16 protein-coding genes are annotated in these 19331 nt (G+C 61.1%); 6 read left to right on the top strand and 10 right to left on the bottom strand.

All coding sequences use genetic code 11. The features are described 5' to 3' along the window. On the bottom strand, positions 1 to 1536 hold a 1536-nt coding region (locus tag EN745_RS11770), incomplete at its 3' end, for a glycoside hydrolase family 16 protein (protein WP_145992010.1). A 140-nt stretch (positions 1537 to 1676) separates the two neighbouring features. On the opposite strand from EN745_RS11770, the gene EN745_RS36050 reads away from it, so the two are divergent. After that, the gene (locus EN745_RS36050) at positions 1677 to 1853 is read left to right on the top strand and encodes a hypothetical protein (protein ID WP_189363025.1); all 177 of its coding nucleotides are present in this window, start codon (positions 1677 to 1679) and stop codon (positions 1851 to 1853) included. Positions 1854 to 2531: 678 nt separating this feature from the next. On the opposite strand, the gene EN745_RS11765 is transcribed toward EN745_RS36050, so the two are convergent. From EN745_RS11765 to EN745_RS11725, 9 genes are all read right to left on the bottom strand, one after another. Beyond that, positions 2532 to 2840 carry a hypothetical protein gene (locus EN745_RS11765; RefSeq protein ID WP_126055886.1) on the bottom strand — a complete coding sequence of 103 codons (309 nt, stop codon included), beginning with the start codon at positions 2838 to 2840 and terminating at the stop codon, positions 2532 to 2534. A 13-nt stretch (positions 2841 to 2853) separates the two neighbouring features. Continuing rightward, on the bottom strand, positions 2854 to 3561 hold the full coding sequence (locus EN745_RS11760) for an SIS domain-containing protein (protein WP_126055885.1): 708 nt from the start codon (positions 3559 to 3561) through the stop codon (positions 2854 to 2856). Continuing rightward, positions 3558 to 4559: a GHMP kinase gene (locus tag EN745_RS11755; RefSeq protein ID WP_127406208.1), complete on the bottom strand. Its 1002-nt coding sequence runs from the start codon at positions 4557 to 4559 to the stop codon at positions 3558 to 3560. The genes EN745_RS11760 and EN745_RS11755 overlap by 4 nt, the downstream gene beginning before the upstream one ends. Beyond that, positions 4556 to 6475: an HAD-IIIA family hydrolase gene (locus EN745_RS11750; protein ID WP_127421305.1), complete on the bottom strand. Its 1920-nt coding sequence runs from the start codon at positions 6473 to 6475 to the stop codon at positions 4556 to 4558. The genes EN745_RS11755 and EN745_RS11750 overlap by 4 nt, the downstream gene beginning before the upstream one ends. Further along, positions 6475 to 7452: an NAD-dependent epimerase/dehydratase family protein gene (locus EN745_RS11745; protein WP_189363024.1), complete on the bottom strand. Its 978-nt coding sequence runs from the start codon at positions 7450 to 7452 to the stop codon at positions 6475 to 6477. Before EN745_RS11745 ends, EN745_RS11750 begins: the two co-directional genes overlap by 1 nt. A 369-nt stretch (positions 7453 to 7821) precedes the next feature. After that, positions 7822 to 8730, bottom strand: a complete 909-nt coding sequence (locus EN745_RS11740) for an NAD(P)-dependent oxidoreductase (RefSeq protein ID WP_127421303.1) — start codon at positions 8728 to 8730, stop codon at positions 7822 to 7824. 8 nt (positions 8731 to 8738) lie between these two features. Further along, positions 8739 to 10355: a GMC family oxidoreductase gene (locus tag EN745_RS11735; protein WP_127421302.1), complete on the bottom strand. Its 1617-nt coding sequence runs from the start codon at positions 10353 to 10355 to the stop codon at positions 8739 to 8741. Next, positions 10356 to 11417: a glycosyltransferase gene (locus tag EN745_RS11730; protein ID WP_127421301.1), complete on the bottom strand. Its 1062-nt coding sequence runs from the start codon at positions 11415 to 11417 to the stop codon at positions 10356 to 10358. Then, positions 11414 to 12670 carry a cellulase family glycosylhydrolase gene (locus EN745_RS11725; protein ID WP_245487695.1) on the bottom strand — a complete coding sequence of 419 codons (1257 nt, stop codon included), beginning with the start codon at positions 12668 to 12670 and terminating at the stop codon, positions 11414 to 11416. The genes EN745_RS11730 and EN745_RS11725 overlap by 4 nt, the downstream gene beginning before the upstream one ends. A 96-nt stretch (positions 12671 to 12766) precedes the next feature. On the opposite strand from EN745_RS11725, the gene EN745_RS11720 reads away from it, so the two are divergent. The 5 genes from EN745_RS11720 to EN745_RS11700 form a co-directional block, all read left to right on the top strand. Beyond that, positions 12767 to 14407, top strand: coding sequence for a hypothetical protein (locus EN745_RS11720; protein ID WP_127421299.1), 1641 nt, complete (start codon positions 12767 to 12769; stop codon positions 14405 to 14407). A 366-nt stretch (positions 14408 to 14773) separates the two neighbouring features. Next, positions 14774 to 15574: a glycosyltransferase family 2 protein gene (locus EN745_RS11715; RefSeq protein WP_127421298.1), complete on the top strand. Its 801-nt coding sequence runs from the start codon at positions 14774 to 14776 to the stop codon at positions 15572 to 15574. A 5-nt stretch (positions 15575 to 15579) separates the two neighbouring features. Further along, positions 15580 to 16731: a glycosyltransferase family 4 protein gene (locus EN745_RS11710; protein WP_127399817.1), complete on the top strand. Its 1152-nt coding sequence runs from the start codon at positions 15580 to 15582 to the stop codon at positions 16729 to 16731. Beyond that, the gene (locus EN745_RS11705; protein WP_127421297.1) at positions 16731 to 18701 is read left to right on the top strand and encodes a hypothetical protein; all 1971 of its coding nucleotides are present in this window, start codon (positions 16731 to 16733) and stop codon (positions 18699 to 18701) included. The genes EN745_RS11710 and EN745_RS11705 overlap by 1 nt, the downstream gene beginning before the upstream one ends. A gap of 43 nt (positions 18702 to 18744) precedes the next feature. Continuing rightward, positions 18745 to 19331, top strand: a 587-nt coding sequence (locus EN745_RS11700; RefSeq protein WP_210213749.1) for a hypothetical protein, incomplete at its 3' end; no start/stop codon positions are given.

Below are 19331 nucleotides of genomic sequence, written 5' to 3'. Positions count from 1 at the left end.
GGTCTTCACTGCGCCTGCAAGATTCGCAGCGACGCCGCTTGCGTCCTTGATGCTCGCACCGTTCGTCAGGTTGACCCCAGTGATGGCGAGCGCCGAGGTATTGGTGTCCGTCGATGCGACCGTTGTGCGGAAGTTGAGCGCGCTCGTTCCGGAGCCGCCGACATAGGTCGCGGTCGCGCCATTGTTGAGCGACAGGGTCGGCGTGCCCGACACCTTCACGGCCTCGTTGAAGCCGAGTGTCAGCGTGACCGTGTCGCCGACGTGCTCGGTGCCGGTTCCCGGCGAGGCTGTGGCCTGCGTCACCGCCGGCAGGACCGGATCGATCTGGAGCCCGGAGAACGTCTTCACCGCGCCTGAGAGGTTCGCCGCAACACCGGATGCATCCTTGATGCTCGCGCCGCTCGGGAGGTTGACCCCGGTGATGGCGAGTGCCGAGGTATCCTTGTCGGTCGAAGCGACCGTGGTGCGGAAGGTGAGCGCGCTGGTGCCCGAGCCACTGACATAGCTGGCCGTTCCGCCATCATTGAGCGACAGTGTGGGTGCGCCCGTGACGGTCACGGCCTTGTTGAAGGCGACCGTCATTGTGATGGCATCGCCGGCATGCTCGACTCCCGTTGCCGGTGACGCGGCGACCTGCGTCACCGCCGGCTGGATCGTTGGCGTCGTCGGGGACTGGGTCGATGATGTTGTCGATGGAGTGACGTTGGCACCCGTGACGGTGTCGCCGCTGCCCGCCTTCTGATAGAGCTGAACCTCATCGACCAGCATCTGCATCGAGGATGGCGTCGAGCCATCCAGAGCCGTATGCCATCCGCTAGCGTTCGAATTCGCGACCCCCAAGTTCATCATCAATTGCATCGGTTCATCCGGGATCGCGACCTGTGCGCTGGTCACCTGCGCCATCTGCTTCCCATCCAGATACCAGGTGATCGATTCACCGGGCACCCAGTTGATGCCGTACGTATGGAAGCCGGCCGTGAGGTTGATGCCGCTGTCGATGGTGTCGCCGACCCACCCCGACGGCCCGTGCAAGTGCCAGGAGAAATTCTGGTCTGCCGGCCCCGAGCCGGTAAATCCACCCTCCTGAATATCGAGCTCGAAATTGTCGCCGCTGCTGCCCGCGCCGTCGCCGGGCATCAGCCAGAGGCCTGGCCATGCGCCGTCGCCGCTCGGCGCCTTCATGCTGATCTGAAGATAGCCGCCATTGAATTCGAAGTTGCCATAGCTGCTGACGGCGCCGGACGTGATCGGGAATGTTTGTGTCACCCCTCCCTGATTGACGCCGCTGATGGGCTGCTTGATCGCCGTGAGATTCAAGGTCCCGTCGCTCACGGACACCTGGCTCGGCATATCGTAGTCGGCATTGTATGGGCCGCCCGGCGTACTTCCACCCGACCCATTGGTATTCCATGGCCAGCCGTCGGCAGCATTGCTGGTGATATAGGTATGCCAATCGCTGTCGAGAGTCGTACCGGAGAAGCTTTCCTCGTAGACGAGGTCGCTAGAGGTAAAGCCTGCGGGGGCGGAAAGAGTCATTCAGTGATCCTCTTTAGGCGTTGAAAACAGGGAACTTCCACTGCCGCGCATCGCCAAGGCGCGCGACATGTCGCATGCTCGCAGCTTGGCACCGCGAACGGATTTCAAGTGGCGGAGATTATTGTCGAGCGAGCCTAACGATGAGCTCGCCATCGGAGGCGGGTGTTGTCGACGGGAATGCTCGTCAGGCCTTCGCCCTTGAGCCCATAGACGGTGTCGCTGCCAACGCGCTCAAGGTGTTCGACGGTTCGAGCCGCGGCCGAATTGAGGTTGAGCGCACCTCTCCCGGCGGACACGCCGCCGAGATTGCTGTGTAGTATAATCACAGTAGTTCCTTAGTTCATTGCGTCTTTTTTGTTTTTCATTCCACCCGCGCCCCTAAGTAAACACAGGCATTTCCGCTTTTTTACTTATTCACGCACACCGCCTTGTACCTGCATGAATTGATCATTCAAAGGCGATGTACGTGACCCAGGCGGACCTTAGCACGGTTTGCGGCGAGAATGAGGCTTGGTTAACGATTATTCACACATTACTAATATAACTTATTAACACATTCTAATACGTAAAGTGATCGAACGGCCGCGCCGAGACGGCCTTCCGGACCTCGTACCAAGCTGTGTCCGTCGGCTGTACTGTTGCTCTGGCTTGGGCGCCCGTCGGTTCGAGCGAGTCGTTCGCAAATCAGGTCATCGAGAAGCGCGGCAGGGATGACTTCCGATGCTGCGTGGCGGACGGGCCGTCGGGTCTGTTGGGGGCTGCCGGCGCGGCCGTTCGACCGTGCCGTTTGCGCGTCGATGCGCTTGGCCGAGGTCGCCTTGCGGCGTTGACGACGCTCCACGCCCGACATGTTGCCGAGCGACGTCGCCGTCGCATGGCGGCAATGTCCGCGTCATTCGCTTTCAACGATCGAAGGTACAAGGCTCGCCGTCATCGAGCGCTGTACAGCACTGGACGGGCCGTTCAATCGCAACGCCAACGTGCCTGTATCGGGATCAAAATCTCTCAAGATTTGAATAGGGCCAAGACGTGCAACCGAATCCATGGGGGAAGTGTGATCGCCTGAGCGGCTTGTTCAAATGGCTGGAACGTGGCGCTACGGCACGAGGGTGCTTCGTCGCTGCTGGACGGCCACGCGGTTTGTCAATTTTGAACCGCGCAACCAATCGCCAAAGCTCCACCTCGTGGCCGTCGGCAAACCGCCTGGCGTACTCTTTCGCCGTAATGTCGTCGGCGCAGGCAAGGTTGACCCCGCCCATGAACTGGCCGTGTTCGTCCAGAACGTAGAACAGATAATGCGGCATCGTTTGTTCTCGATCAGGATCGCCAGCCCGTTTCGGCGCCAGCTAGATTCGGATTGAGGCCTCCAGCCGCGCTGCGCTTTTGTCGCCGATCGCTCCACTTTTGTGTACTTGCAAAACAAAGAGTCTGCATAACGACGTGCCCGAACATAGAATGTATATCTTCCGACAGTTGCATGTCGTTCACATTGACCCAAACCACGTGTTGGGCGATCTGCCGGAGCGTTCCTCCGCCATATCCACAAAGACCTAACGTAACTGCGCCGTGATCGTTTGCGTATCGAACGGCGCGCAAAACGTTTTCCGAGTTTCCGCTTCCTGAAATTGCGATGACCAAGTCGCCCTCGTTCAGGATGTTCTTCAGCTGCTCGACGAACACATCCTGGAAAGAAACATCGTTGGCATAAGCGAATGTAAGTCCCACATTGTCGACAAGTGTCCGACCACGAAACGGGCGCTTCGTGGAGAGATAGATGCTCTTGTTCCAGTCGGTGATGAAATGTAGAGCAGTAAGTGAACTGCCGCCATTTCCAAGCGTGATTATCTGCTTGCCATCCTCCTGTGCCTGCGCGACCAAGGCCACTGCATTGTCGAAGCTTTGGTGGTCCAATGAAGCCAGGACGGTCTCAAGTTTCTTGAAATAGGCTTGAGCGCTCCCGCCAAGATGATTTATTGGGCGGGCTCCGATGTCGGTTGATTGGGTACTGCCGCCAAAATGTTTCATTGGGTGGACTCCGATGTCGGTTGATAGTGAACGATGCGGCTCCCGGCGAAGTCGAACTTCACGGGGAAATGCTTTAGGTTCCCGAGGGCCGCTTTGATTGCCTCGTGGCGATCGAGAGGCGCGAAGAACATGAGAAAACCTCCCGCACCTGCTCCGAGTAACTTGCCGCCCCTCGCGCCCGCCTGCATCGCAGTTTGGTACCAGTGATCGATTGCATCGTTCGTGATGTCTTCGGAGAGGCCCTTTTTTAAGAGCCAGTTCTCGTGGAGGATTTCGCCAAAGGCGTTGAGGTTACATCGATGCAACTCATCACGAAGCTGATACGTGAGCTCGACCATCCGCCTGAGCGCTTTCCGCTTGTCCGGCGCTCTTGCGATGCCTTCCGACTGTCGGACGAGGATGTCTGAGGCACTGCGCGTAATGCCGGTGTAAAACATGAGAACTTGCTTCTCGATTGAAGCGATGAAATCGCGCGGGCATATGAGCGGTGATACCGAAACGCTGTCATCAGAGTGAAACTCGATAAGGTTCAACCCTCCGAAGGCAGCGGCGTATTGATCTTGCCTTCCAATGGGTGCGCCACAAAGTTCGATCTCAATGCGACAACTGTCAGCGCCGAGCTTTGCCTTGGAGACATACTGCCCCCGAAACGCGTTCAACGCGTGCAGAAGGCCAACAGTAAAAGCGCTTGAGGATCCAAGTCCTGTTCCCTTCGATGGAATATCGGCAATGGTTGTTATCTCGACGCCTCCACAGATCCCAAGATATCCCATCGTCGCCCTGACAATCGGATGCTGGATATCCTCAACGCTATCCACCTCTTCCGTTTTGGAGTAAGCGATGCGGGTGCCGTTATCGAATTTGCGGTTCACATTCACGTAGACGTATTTGTCGATAGCAACGCTCAGGACGGCACCGCCCTCCTGCCGATAGAAGGCGGGAAGGTCGCTGCCACCTCCCACAAAGCTCACACGAAGCGGCGTTTGGCTGATAATCATCCGACTGCCTCAATCAGTTCGATCGCCCGCAATTGGATGCAATGTTCAGCACGCGCCCGCGATGCCAGCACGATCGGTGCCTCATCCTTCTGGCGCGAACTGTAGATACTCGCTGCAGCCTCCCGATCCACTCCTCGGCGCGAGTATTCGCGCGTTACTCGGCACCTCCTCAACTCCTCATCGATATCGACGAAGAATGTGTGTGCACGACCGTGCAAAACCACATCGCACAGCGAAAGAGCGACGGCTCCTTCCACGACCAGGACGGTTTCCGGAGAAATGGTTATCTTTTCCGATCTTGGATGCGATGCGCGGCTCAGCTTGTCGTAATAGGGCAGATCGTGCGTCTCGCGAGAACGAACGCCCACCAGGCGCCTTAGAACCTTCCTGATCTCGTTCATATCGTAACGACCAATCACCGTTGGTTCGCGATCGGCGACGGGACGTATCCAGCGATCAAGAGCAACAACTTGCGCATCAAAGCCGCGGCCGCGAAGAACCTCTGCGATAGCGCTGGAAAGAACACTCTTTCCGCTGCGGGAAAGCCCCCCCACGAAACAAACATCACCCGGCTTCACATGCGCGATCAGATCAGATGCTGTGTCTACCAAGGTCGGATGAACAGTGAGAATGAGCTTGGCAGCCTCGGACAAGTCCGAGACGGTGTAGTCGGGCATGACATGATATTTGCTATCCAAACCGCCCGCGCCCGTCTCAACCAAGATCGATCTGATGCCAGACCGTTTTGCGAGAGCAATGTCCGTAGAGGAATCGCCGATGATCCAGGATTGACTGCGATCGATATTGAATGCCTCGACCGCTTCATCGATCAGCCCGGTAGCAGGCTTGCGGCATTTGCAGCGGACCTTCAGTGCTTCCACCTCACCGACAAAGCCGCGATCTGGATGGTGCGGGCAGAAGTAGATGGCATCAACAAAAGCACCGCAGCGACCAAGCTCAGACTCCATCTTGTTATGGATCATCCGCAGGTCTCGTATGGAGCAGTCGCCTCTCGCCACAACGGGTTGGTTAGTAACGACGATTGTCCGGTACTCGGCCCGGTTGAAACAGGCGATCGCGGCGGCCGTCCCCTCAATCAGTTCGAAGCGTTCGGGACGATCGATATGTCCATGGTCAACATTGATGCACCCATCCCTGTCCAGGAATACTGCTTTCTGTGGCGATGCGAGTGAAGCTCGAGCTATACGGCCCGATGCAAAGTCGGCGCAGACCTTGTCAAGTCTTGCCGGGGTTCCCGCGTCTTTTATGTACTCAGGGCTGCTATAGCTTCTAATTTCCGCGCCAGCCCGAAGCATTTCAGGAAAGAGGTCCTTGCAAAAATCGAGAGGAGTTACCGTGGAGCGCCATGGGAATAGAGCTTGTCTTTTTATATAATAAAGAGCCGCGCTGACTTTGTTAGGATAAAAGGACACGGGATCATGTGGATATGGATGGAATGCGGTAACGATGCCATCTTCTGACGTTTCTATCAGATCGGAATCGTGCGGGTGATCGTTCGGATGGGTGAAAATTGTTGCCGCTGCCTTGTGTTTTTCGTGGAAGCACTTAAAGCGGGTGAGATCGACGTCGAGCATCGTGTCGCCATAGATCGTAAGGAAGTCGTCGTCGAGCAGGTCCAAAACCGACAGTACTGCTCCAGCGGTCCCGCGAGGCGCACCGTCATCCACGCAAAGAACGTCGATCCCCCAATTCTCGCGCTGATTGCAAAATTCCACAATTTGCTCGGCTGCGTGGTTCACCAGGATCAAGATCTTCTCAATCCCGTGTTGCTTGGCGAGGACGATTTGATGCTCGAGAAGTGGCTTGCCGCCAATGTTGGCTAGCGACTTAGGCAAATCACCTATCCGGCCCCTGAGCCGCGTCCCTCGACCACCTGCAAGTACAACGGCTTGCATCACAGGTGTCCTTCCTGCCGCACGATTTCTACAACGGCTTTTCGAACAGCGTCGGCCGAACCAAGCTGGGGCCGCCAGCCGAGCGCTCGAAGTTTTGCTATGTCATAGGAAAATCGGGGAACATCTCCCGCCCAACCGCGATCCTCAACACCGTATTCGATCCCGGCGCCCGGTGCGACAGCCTCTACAGTCGTTTCCGCTATGAAGCTAACGGTTACCCCTTTGTCCTCTGGCCCGATATTGTAGCAGCCAAGCCGCTCGGACGCGTTTGCACGCAAGTAGACAATCGCGTCGATCAGATCATTGACGTGAAGATATGCCTTGCGTTGCCGCCCCGACCCCAAAACATTCAGCTTGCTTGGCGAGACCTTTAGCTTTCTCACGAAATCCAGGATGACACCGTGTGTTGCTGGAACACCGATCACGTTCGGAAAGCGAAAGATCAAGCCCCGGTCCAACCAGTTCTCGACGGCAGCGCTGATGAGCGCCTCCGATGCGAGCTTCATGGCACCGTAATTGGAGATGGGCAGCAGCGGCCCGACATCCTCTCTGATCGGAGCTTCCCCCAAATCGCCGTACACGGCTGAGCTGGACGCGAAAGCAAGGAACGGAACCCCGGCCTCCTTCATTGCCTGCAACATGTTGAACGTCGATAGAAAGGTATCGCGCAGATCAACGGACGCATCGGCGATTCCTGCAGGGATGTCCGAATTGGCAGCCATGTGCCAAACTTCGGAAATCGGAATGCGGCGGTGACAATTCATGAAGCGGCTTCTCACCGCACCCGCATCTGAGAGATCCACTTTCTCAAAAATGAACCGCTCATGCGCGAGAAGCCCGTTCAGGTTTTCCCGAGAACCTCGCGACAGGTTGTCAAAACCGAAGACCGGATACCCACGATCGATAAAGACCCTTGCAAGCCTGCTTCCTACAAAGCCCGCAACTCCCGATACGAAGATGGCGTGCGGTTCACCCAATCGGATTGCCCCTTCCTCATGTGCGCAGGCTTTCGCGCCACAAGTCTTCCGGATTCTGCAATGACTTCCGTTTGCAAGCCTTCACCGCTGGAGAGCCGGGAGTTCGACCGGGCTGGGCGTTAAGCTGCGCCCGTCGTTAAGGTCATGCGTCTCATGCGTCTTTCTGAATCATCGCATGGTTTTCTCCGATCCGCGATCGTTCCTCAGGGGTAGCCCCATTTTGCTGATCGGACCGGATCGCCCCGCGCTCGCCTGCGCGGCGACGCCAACAACATCCCAGGAACGGTCACGGCGCTCTGCAGTCTGTTCACGCGTGCCGATCGCGGAGTCTCGCCATTTGTGTCGCTGGCGCATCGAGCCGGTCTTCGACTAAGAATATCGACGCAATGTCCCGGAAGAGGGTCGATCGCCGCCCAGCGAGAAGTTCCGAAACTCGATTCCGAGTTGCTTGAGCAGCGCTACACCGGGGACCTCTGGCGCCGGGTGCACGAGCCCGAGGATGGAGTCGGATCGGAAGGGCAGGGGGACATGCAGGGCCTCGGCTGCCTTGAGGAGGCCACTCACAAGCTGCCAGGGCACGGCGACGGCGTGCAGTGTTCTGCCTTGTGATGCGGCGATCTCTTTCATGAGCCGTCGGAACGGTACCGGTTCGGGGTTGGCCAGCCCTACCGGTTCCGGCAGATGCATGTCCGACACGGCAATACGCACCATGGCGGCGGCCATGTCCGCTTCATGCACGGTGAACTGATGGGAGCGCGCTCCGATGAGAGGCGTGATCGGCAGGTTAGTGAGCTTGCGGAGCGCGCCTGCCATCCCGCCCCAACCGGGGCCGTACACCAGTCCGAGGCGGGTGGAGACACCTCCCAGACTGTTAGCGGTGCGCTCGCAGGCCAGCTTCGCTTGGCCGTAAAGCTGCCGGGTTCCCTCATAAGCGGACATCGAGGAGATGAAAATGACCCGGCGAACCCCTGCATCGGCGGCATTGCGGAGGAGCTGCTGCGAGCCAGACACATTGACACCCCACACATCGCCGGCGCTGACAAGAGTCAGGTCCCATGCACCATGGATGAGGACATCCAGGTCGCTGATTGCGCTCCCCGACGGTGGGCGCCTGATCTCATAGGGGCGCCACTCGGCGACGCCGGCCATTGCGGCGGCAGATTCGGAGGTCACCCGGTTCGGTCGGACGAACGCGATGACCTCATGCCCTTCTTCGGCGAAGGTGGCACGCAGGATGGTCCCGACATATCCGTTGGCTCCGGTGATGCCGACCCGCATTTGAACGCTCAACTCGCCAGCTGCATCGCTTCGCGGGCGATGCGATGAGAATTGGCCATCACAGTCAGGGTGAAGGTAGTCGCTGGAACATTTGGGAAAACCGACCCGTCGATGAGATGGACCCGGTCCCAGCGCGCCAGACGCCCGAGGCGGTCTGTCGTCGCAGTCCCGGAATCCGGCTCACCGGCGTGAGGAAAGCTGCCGCCAAAGTGGTAGCTCTTGGCCCCGCCCGACCATAGCATCCGCGGCGTGATGGGCCACAAGTCAAGGTAGGGTGCCGCCCTGCGGATCCGCTTTATTACGTCAGGCAGCATCGGAGGCGCGTATTTGCCCCTGACCCTGGCCTGGCTGAAGCCCTCCGAAGTGAGGGTGATCTGGGGTAGCTCATCTGGAGCCGCGGACATCTGGGCGCTCACCCGGACCTTGGGTGACGCCCAGGACGGCAGGTAGCCCAGGCCTACCGTCAATCGGCTCAGGAGCCGATCCGTCGCGAAGGCGGCGGCGCGGTGTTGGAGGAAGCGGGGAAGCGCATCGTAGTATGCCTGGTTGAACGGATAGAAGTGAATTTGGGAGACATCGAAGCCTTCGTCGTCCAGGACGATGGCCATGGTGAACTGGTTGAGCGTGAAGTCGCGCCTTGCACGCGGGTCGGGGGTCGGCTTCATGGACATCATTGGAAGGACGAACTGAGCCGATTCCGAAAGATGCACCGGCTGGTCCGATCCGAGCGAACCTAGGATCAGCCGAGTGGTCCCGATTGCTCCGCAGCCCACGAAGATCCGGTCGGCGGTGAATCGCTGCATCCGGCCGGTGGACAATTCCCGGGCCTGCACGACGGCCGTGTCGCCCTCCTGGCCGACTCGCACCGCAAGCAGCCCGCTGTGGTAATCGATCCTCCCGCTGCGCCTGAAGCGATCGAAGCTGTGCGAGGCCGAAAAGATTAGCGACCGCGGGCACCCGGTCATGCATAGGCCGCAAGGCTGGCATTCGGGCGCTGAGAAGGCGAGGCGGGCGCGGCCTATCGTTATGCCAGTGGAGCGCACCCGATCGCGGTGCCGGTCGTAGTTGGCCAGGACCATCTGCGTCCGCGGCGCCAGTGGCGGAAGCGGCTCCGGCGATCCGATGAGCGGGAACCACTCCTCGAGATCGTCAGACTGTCCAGCGAAAGGAATGTGACGCAGGATTGTCCGATAGTGCTCTTCCAAATCCGAGAAGTCGAACGGCCATCCCTTGAACGTGGCAGCGCTGAAGGGCATGATCTGGGCCCCCCAGACATTGCTGAAGCCCCCGTAGGCGCTTGATATGACAGCTGAATTGACTCTGCCCTCGGCGTGGACGCCGTCGAGCTGACCCTTGTTGGCAAATGGGAAATCGGATCCGTAACTTCTCTTTTCAGGCAGCGAATCGGACTGGATCCGCTTGGGTTGCAGGCTTACCCGGCGGACGTCCTCCTCATCCCAGTTGTCGACAGGCTGCTTGGACAGCCTGGAGATCACCTCCTGCGTCTCCGCGTCCAGCACGGTGCCCGGATCGAACACGGTTATCTTCTCGTCCGGTTTCTCGGATAGCGCCAACACGGCGGCTGCTGCAGCCGGACCCGAACCAATGATTATCGAAGACGGCATCTACTCCCCAGGCCCACCGCCTTGCGCGGCCGTGTCCAGTATCTGCTTAGTCGCCTGTTGGCGCCGCCGGCGCAAGCGCCGCACCAGTTCGATCCTGCCGGCGACGTGGCCTGCCGCGGCCAGGCCCAGGCCAGCGATTATTGCTGCGGACCGCGCCAGCCCGTGGACGTCACCCTTGGCCGCTTGCAAAATCTCCCGCGGTACGCCCTTCGTCAGCGCGTACCAGACGAAGCGCGACTCTGCACCAAGAGTGGCGGCGTCGCCCATCTGGGCGAAGGCCTCGACCTTCCCCTTGTTGACGAAGAAGCAGCGGCGCCAGAAGTATTTCCAGGTCGGCCGTGAGGCGTGCACAAAATGGCGGACGGTCGCCGCTGGTTCATAGATGACCGCCTCACTGCCCTTGATATGCGCCACGCGGTGGCACATGTCCATGTCGTCGTGATGGTCGGAATGGAACCCTCCGACCTGCTCGAGGAGGGTCCGCCGCACCGACATGTTGGCGCCTATGAGGTGAGCCAAAGGGCCTCGGCTGGTCGGAAGGCCATCGTAAGCACATCCGAACACCCAGTCGAACTGCACGGGGAACCAGGCTGGACGGCCAGTCTCGAAAACCGGTAGGGGACGCCCGCCGACGGCGCCGATGCCTTCATCCTGGTACGGTTCGGTGAGTATCTCGAGCCAGTCCTTGTCGGCAGCTGCATCGTCATCCAGGAACGCCAGGATCTCTCCGGCGGCCGCCTCGGCCGCCGTGTTTCGGGCTGACCCCAGGTGCCCGTCAAACTTGTTCTGGATCACCCGTGTAGGAGGGATGGATGCGGCGGAGTCAGCCCAGTAGGCGGCACAACGGCGGAACAGGGGCTGGTCGACGCAGACGATGATCTCGCAGGGTTGCAAGGTCTGCTCCTGCGCCGAGGCCACGGACTGAACCAACAACTCCCATCTGTCTTCAGTGTAGGCACAGATAAGCACTGAGATCGTGGGGCAGCGCGGAATCTGCCGGCTTTCGCTGCTGACGCTATCCTCAGGCTGCCCGGTTGTCGCAACGACAGAGCCTTTGGTCATGGCACCCGCCGGCTGGTTTCTGAGGCCAGGCTGGTTTCGCGTGTCTGCCTCGCCCGAGCCGTGGCGGCTTTGAGGATAGTCCAGAGCGCACCGCCGTCATTGTGGATATCGAACTGGTCGTGTTCGTCGGCGGGATAGCGTCCGCTGTCCTGCAGCGACACCAGCCGCCACACCATCCAGCCGGCGCAGTTGCGATCGCGCATCACCGTGTCGAGCCACATGGCGTAAGCTTCAGCCGCGTTCTGATTGGAGCGGGCATGGCCGAATTCCTCCATGAGAACCGGCTTTTTGGCGCGGGCTGCCAACTGGCAGAACTCAGGGATCATGTCGTTGAATTGCTGGATCGTGAGATTGTAGAAGATCGGATAGCCGTGCCAGGTCCCGAAATCGAGGGTCGGGATGGTCAAATCGGCTAACTTCGGGTCGAAAATGTTGGCATTCCCTGAGCTGACAAGGTGATTGGAATCGAGGGACTTCACGTAGGCCGACATTTCGGCAGTCCAGGTCAACCGCAAGGCCAATGGCTGCGCATTGCCTTCGTTGATCAACTCCCAAGCCATGATGGTCGGGTCGTCCCGGTAGGCAAGCCCGGTGAGCGGGTTGACGCGCTGCACAACGTGGCGGACCCAAGTCCGGTAGTCCTGCTTCGTGCGCGGGTCAGTGAAGAAAAACGTGGATTCGTCGCTGCTGCCATACCAGGCCCGCATCTGCTGGGCGCCACCCGTGAACGCCCAGAAATCCACGATGGCGATGATCAGCCTCAGGCGCCGCTTGCCGGCCTCGGCAATGAGGAAATCAACCTTCTGCATGCCGTTGGCGCCGTCATTGATCGCCATCCTGTTTTGACTTGGATCCCAGTAGAGCAGGTACGTGCCCTTGACCGCGAGGTTGCTGGCTTCGCCTTCAAGCCGCCAATCCCAGATCGTGGGGACCCTCCCGTCGAGCGACCCGATCACCGGCTGGAGGAAGATGCGGACCACGTTGGCGCCCATCGCCACGGCGTCATCGAGAACGCGGGTGACCTCATCCTGCGAACCGTAGGTCAGATAGTGGTTGTTTACGCCGGTCACGAAGAACGGCTTGCCGTCCAGCGTGAAGTTCGTTCCGGAAGTCTTGATGAAGGACGTTGCCGATGGTTTGTCCACGGTGCTCGCGATTGCCAGAACGGAGACGAACGCGAGCGCAAGTGCACACCACCACGCATTGCGCAGTCCATATTTCGCCCGCTGCCAGTCGATCACCATTCCCTGCATGTGGCTCTGGCCGGGCGCTGAGTGCAATCGCCCCTAAGGATTACCTCCTCTGGCCTCGCACAGACCGGCGTCGATCGGGCATAGTGGTGCTGGCTGGTGGTTCTCGTCAAAGCTGTCGTCTTCTTGAAATCCGACGTGTTCTTGAAACCCGACGTGAGAACAACAATGCGCATTTGCTTGAGTCTCGATCCGTCGCGGCTGCTGCGCTGGCATCTATGGTTGGCAGAGGCGCTCGCTGAAGTGCCCGGCAACGATGTCTCCTGCGCTTTCGCGGCCGACTGCCGCCCGCTGCCGTTGATCTTCCGCCTGCTGCTCGAACTCGAACGACTGGTCTATGGCTTTCGCGGGAAGGGCGCCATTGACCCCGTCGAAGCGGAGCTGCGGTGCCTGCCGCCGCCTCCAGCCGGCCAAATGGATGTGGTGATCGATTTGAGCGGGTCGGAATCGCTCCCGGCCGCGCGGCGCGTGATCACCCCGGTCTTCAACGGCGCACCCGGCGAGATAGGAGTCGTGGCGGCCTGGGTGAATCATCAGGATCTTCTCGTCGACCTGCATGACACGGCGCGCCCATTGCGACCGTGGACGGCGCGCCCGACCAGCGCAGACCGTCAAGTGTTGGCCTTGAGGCTCGACAGCGCCCTTTCCTGCGCTGTGCCGCTGATCCTCAAAGCCCTGGCCGAGGAGACCGGTTCGGCTGCGTCCGCTAGCCCCGGTCCACTGACGGCACCACCTTCGTTTGGCGCGCTTTCGGCGCTTGCCAGGGCGACCGGCACGGTTGCATCGAAGGCGATCGGCCTTTTGGACGCCCTGGCGAGAGGCGGCAGGATGTGGGGGATTGGCTGGCGCTTCGATGAATCGGCGAGCCTGCTCGACAAAGGCGAAGCCGCCTTCCGGGTGCTCACCGGAAATGCCGACGGCTACCTTGCCGACCCATTCCCGTTCCGGCACCAGGGGCAGGATTTCATCTTTGTCGAACAGTACCTCTACTCGAAAAACCGCGGGTGCATTGCGGTTGTTGCAGTGAACCGGGACGGGACAGTCGGCGCATCCCGGATCGTTGTGGAGGAACCGCATCACCTCTCGTACCCGTTCGTGTTCGAGCAGAATGGTCAGATCTGGATGATCCCTGAATCGGGGGCGGCCAGGAATGTCAGCCTCTACAGAGCGGTGGAGTTCCCCTACCGGTGGACACGGGAGGCCTGCCTCATGGAAGGCATTGAGGGCTACGATACCACGCCGCTCTGGCATGACGGCGGCTTTTGGTTTTTCGTCAGCCCAAGGCTGTGGAGGTCCACGTCCTGGGACGCCTTGAGCCTCTACCATGCCGAGAGCCTGACCGGGTCTTGGACGCCTCATGCCGCCAACCCCGTTCTGCTCGATGCCAGGCTTAGTCGCCCCGCAGGCGCCGTCATCCGACACGGCGGACGCGCGCTACGCCCGGTCCAGGACTGCGCGCGCGGCTATGGCGGCGCGGTGACGTTCTGCCAGATCGATGCGCTGGGCGCGTCGGAGTTTGCTCAGACTCCGATCGGTCGCATTTGGTCCGGAGCGTTGGGATGTCACACCTACAACCGCCGGTCCGGCCTGGAGGTGATCGACCTGTTCGGGCATATCCGGGGTTTGCGAGAGGTGACGACCTCGTATCGGTTGCTGGTGCCCGACGCGCCGGTCTCGGGACCGAGCGGGGTCTCGGAACCGTGCGGGCAGCCCATCTCCTGGCCGGTCTCACCGGGTTAGCTGGCCAAGGCGGTCGAGCGCAGCCTGTAAAGAATCGGGCGCGCTCGAGCCTGCCAACACAGCCGTGAAGGTGATCGCCGCCGCCGCCGTACTATCCGTGCTGGTGGTATGAGCTGAAAACAACCTTAAGGGATACCCCAAAAGAGCTAATCATCTATTGTCTCTTCGCTAATCATCCATTGTCCTTCCATTTCAGATCTTCACCGGTAATGCTCGTATAATAGCCAAAGCTCTAAGGGGGCCGTAAGCGCACCGATCTTCTTTCATCTCATCTTCATTTCTCTATGGCCGGGAGCCCTCATATGGTTGGATCAAGCATCTGCGGATATGGAGCTGGCCCCTGCGGCTTGTTGGCCGCGCGCTGCCATGAATGAGCGCCTCTCCAGCAAACTCGCCCACGTCGGTGCCGTATCGCCGCCCGACCCGATTGAATTTGCCCTGCAGCGAGCACTGACGCTGCCCCGAGTGAGCTTCATCGTCCCGACGCTCAATGAAGCCGAGAACCTCCCCTGGCTTCTGCCGCGCATCCCCAGCTGGGCGCATGAGATCATTATCGTGGATGGTCGATCGACAGACGACACTGTCGCGGTCGCGCGCGGCCTGCGCGCGGACGTGAAGGTTGTGATGGAGCCCCGCCAGGGCAAGGGCGCTGCACTGCAAGCGGGATTCCGGGCCGCCACAGGCGACATCATCGTCATGCTGGACGCTGATGGCTCCATGGTGCCGGAGCAGGCGATCGTCTTTGTCAGTGCGCTAATGGCCGGCGCGGATCTCGTCAAGGGTTCACGCTTTATCCAGGGCGCCGGTACCGATGACATGTCGCTGTTCCGGATGTTTGGCAACAGGGGGCTGACCCTGTTCGTGCGACTGCTCTATGGCGGTTGGTTCTCCGACCTATGCTACGGATACATAGCCTTCTGGACCAAGCACGTCGGCACGCTGAATTGCGACTGCGATGGCTTCGAGATAGAGACCCTGATCAACGTACGGGCATTGAAGAACCACCTCAATATCGTCGAGGTGGCGAGTTTCGAGGCTCCGCGCATCAGCGGCGAGAGCCATTTGCGCGCAATCCCGGACGGCTGGCGCGTCCTCAAGACCATCCTGCGTGAGAGGGTTCACCAACAGCACAGGCGAGGCGTGACAGCCTGTGATGACGGCGGGTAGGCCTGATGCGAATCCTGATGGTTGCCGCTCGCTGCTATCCCTTCATGGGCGGCACTGAAACTCACATCCAGGAGGTCGGTCCCCGCTTGGTCGCGCGTGGCCACACAGTCGACGTGCTCACCACCGATCCCTCGGGCGAGTTGCCGGTTGAGGAGGAGGTGCGCGGCATGCGTGTGCGGCGCGTGCCGGCTTGGCCAAGGGAACTGGACCTCTATGTGGCGCCCGGCATCTATACCGCGATCCGGCGCGGGGCTTGGGATTTGGTCCACTTCCAGGGTTACAGCAGTTTCGTGGTGCCGATCGGACTGCTTGCAGTCATCCGCACCCGTATGCCGTTCGTCCTGACCTTCCACAGCGGCGGGCATTCCTCCCGGCTGCGCAATGCAGTACGCCGCACCCAGCATGCGCTGCTCCGGCCGCTGGTAGCCCGGGCAGCGCGACTGATCGGCGTCTCCGAATTCGAAGCCGATTTCTTCAGCGCGAGGATGGGCGTGCCGCGGGAGCGGTTTGTCGTCATCCCCAATGGCGCCGCGATGCCGGCTCCGAACCCCGGTGTAAAGGTCGATCCGCACCTGATCGTCTCGGGCGGCAGGCTGGAGCGCTACAAGGGCCATCACCGGGCGATCGCGGCCTTGCCCGACCTGATCCGCCGGGTACCGGACGTACGGCTGCACATCGTCGGTACAGGGCCGTACGAGAGAGAATTGCGGCGCCTCGTCGCGGCGCTCGGCCTCGAGAAGCGGGTCACAATTGCGGGCATCCCCGGATCCGAGCGGCAGAAAATGGCAGACCTGCTGGCGAGTGCCGCGCTGTTCGTGCTGTTCAGCGAGTACGAAGCCCATCCGGTCGCCGTGATGGAAGCCCTGTCGCTGCGCCGCCCGGTCCTGGTCAGCGACACGTCCGGTCTGCGGGAGCTTGCCGCCAATGGCTTGTGCCGGGCGATTTCGTGCAACGCCGGTCCGGGAGAGCTGGCCGCCGCCATGGCCGAGGAACTGGAGGCTCATCGCGAGGTGCCGGATTTGGCGCTGCCCGACTGGGATGCCTGCGCGCAAAAGCTGAGCGACGTCTATTGCGATGTCCTGAGCAGCCGATCCGCGGCCCGATTGACTCCCGGCGGAGTGATGTCGTGGCCTCCTGCGACGGGAGCATCAGGCTGATGACATCGGCTCACTTCACCGCGCGAGCCAAGATAAACCCTCTCAGGGCCGGGATACGCTTCGTCTCTGCCGTTATCGGCCCCGACCTTCGCGGCGGCAGCGCAGATCCCTCGCCGCAACGGGCCAACTCCGGATGGATCGCGATCCTGAGCCTGACGGCCGCCGCGGCTCTGCTCCTGATCGTGGCCGGGCACGCGGCCGGGCGCCGAGGCTATGACGTGGCGCCGGTGCTCTTCTGGTCCGGTGTTGTCCTCCTCGTGGTTCCAACCAGCCTCCGCATCGCCTGGCCGACGACAGCCCGCGGCGAGCGCCTGTGCCTTCTGTTCCTGCTTGCCGAAGCCCTGTTCTTCTGCAAAAGGGTCTATTCCCCGACAAGCTTCAGCGGCTACGACGAGTTCTTGCACTGGATCGCAGCCGAGGATCTTCTCACGGCGCGCCGGCTGTTCCTGTCCAACCCGCTTTTCCCGATCGGGCCGACGTATCCCGCCCTGGAAATCCTGACGACGGCGATCGTCGATCTGACGGGACTGCCCTTGGTTGTGGCGGGGACGCTCTTGTTGGCCGTCCTCAAGGCCACGTTCATCGGTGCCCTGTTTCTGTTCCTCGAAAGCATCGCCGGATCGCCGCGCATGTCGGCCATCGCCTGTCTGGCCTATATGGGCTGCTCGACCTTCTTCCTGTTCGACTCGAGTTTCTCCTACGAGAGCGTCGGCATCGTGTTGTGCGTGCTCACCTTCACGGTCGAAGCAGCGTCCAGGGAGCTCGTCGGGCGACCGAGGCTGAAGTCGTTCGCGCTGATTGCCGTGCTGTTGGCAAGCCTCGCGGTCACGCATCATCTTTCGGCCGCCTTTGCCGCCATCTATTTCGCGGCGCTGGCGGGCCTCGAGGCTTTGCGCCGGCACGACCCCCTGCGGATTGGGGCCGCGGTCGTCGTGGGCCTCACGGCGATCCTGGCCATAGGTCTGCCGTTCCTGTGGATGCAGGCCAGTGGCATCCCTCTCGCAGCCTATTTCGGCCCGGTGATCGAGGCCGGCTTCTCCGCATTGCTCGGGAAGATCCTGGGCGCGGCCACCCCAATATCGGAACACCTCGGAGCGCCGGACAAGGCCCTCTACATGCGGCTGACCACCTTGCTGGCGCTCATCCTGCTGGCACTCGGCCTGGCAACGGGATTCTTTCGGTCGCTGGCCATGGCTGCGCCGAGTGGTGAGCGGTCGGGTTGGCGTCCGATCCAGGCCATTCTCAAACGCCGCTGGCGCGACAGCCGCCTCGTGCTCCTCACCTTACTGGCCTTCGGGCTCCCGGTCTCGGTGGCCTTCCGACTGACCAACGCCGGATGGGAAATCGGCAACCGCATGGGAACGTTCGTGTTCATCGGCGTCGGGATGGTCGTCGCGGTGAGCATCGTCCACTTCTGGCAGGGCCGCACGCCGCGCGGGTGGCGCCGCATCGTACCGGCCGTTGCTCTGGCGGTCATCGTCGTGGGCGGGGTCGCGAGTGCCACGATCAATCCCATCCATGGGCGCTACAGGGTGGCGGCAGATCAGGACTCAGTCGAGCCCATGGGAATCGAAACGGCGCGCTGGGCCAAGGAGTGGCTCGGTGCCGGAAACCACTTCACCTCCGACCGCATCAACCGCCTTCTGCTTGCGAGCTACGGCCGGCAGGACGTCAGGGTCAAGATCAAAGAAGGCGTCGATGCCGCGCGCATATTCGAGGGTGAGACATTGGGGCCTGAAGAGTTTTGGGCCTTGGCAGGAAGCGACATTGATTTCCTGCTGGTGGACCTGCGCCTGACCACGGCTCCGCCGGTGCTGGGCTTCTACTTTCAGCCGTGGCAACGGCAGAAGGGACTGCCGCTTTCGGGCGCAGCGCTGCTCAAGTTCAATGATGTCCAGGGCGTCGCCCGCATTTACGACAACGGCTCGATCGTGATCTACGACGTGAGGGGATTGCATGGGAATTCCTAACAAGCGGGACCTCCTGGTCGCCTGTCTGTGGGCGGCGGTCACGGTGGCGGCCGTTGCGCTCAGCGACAGCGTGTTCCTCCGTACCCTCTTGGGTGCGCCCATGATGTTCGTCGTCTCGGGCCACTCGATTCTGCGGGCCATTGGCGTCCGGACCACCTCGGTGCTGCAACACCTCACCTACGCGGTCGGAGCAAGCTTGGCCGCCGGCATTGCCGGGGGCTTTGCCCTGAACGCCACAGGCTTCCTTACGCCGCTCGGCTGGGCGGTCTGGTTCTGCGCGGTGACAGCCGCCGCGGCGCTGGTGGCCGCCATCCGACGCGACACTCCCGATCTGCCAGCCCGGCCGGCGCTTGCGCCGCTGCGACTTTGGCAGGGGGCCGCGGTGATGCTAGCGGTGCTTGTGGCGAGCGGAGCCTACGCGCTGGCCGTCCGGGACGAAGCGGCCCACCGGGAATTCAAGTACACGGAGTTCTGGCTGTTGCCATGGGCCAGCGCCGGGTCCGGCCGGATCACCGTCGGCATCAGGAGCGCCGAGACCCAACCTCAGCGATTCGACCTGGAAATCACTCTTGATGGGCAACCGTACGCCGTTTTCCGATCGATCGCGGTCGCGCCGGGCGACACCTGGAC

This window comes from Mesorhizobium sp. M4A.F.Ca.ET.022.05.2.1 (genome assembly GCF_003998845.1).
GTDB lineage: Bacteria > Pseudomonadota > Alphaproteobacteria > Rhizobiales > Rhizobiaceae > Mesorhizobium.
Note: the sequence above shows the minus strand (reverse complement) of the source record. Positions and strands in the feature narration are given on the sequence as shown.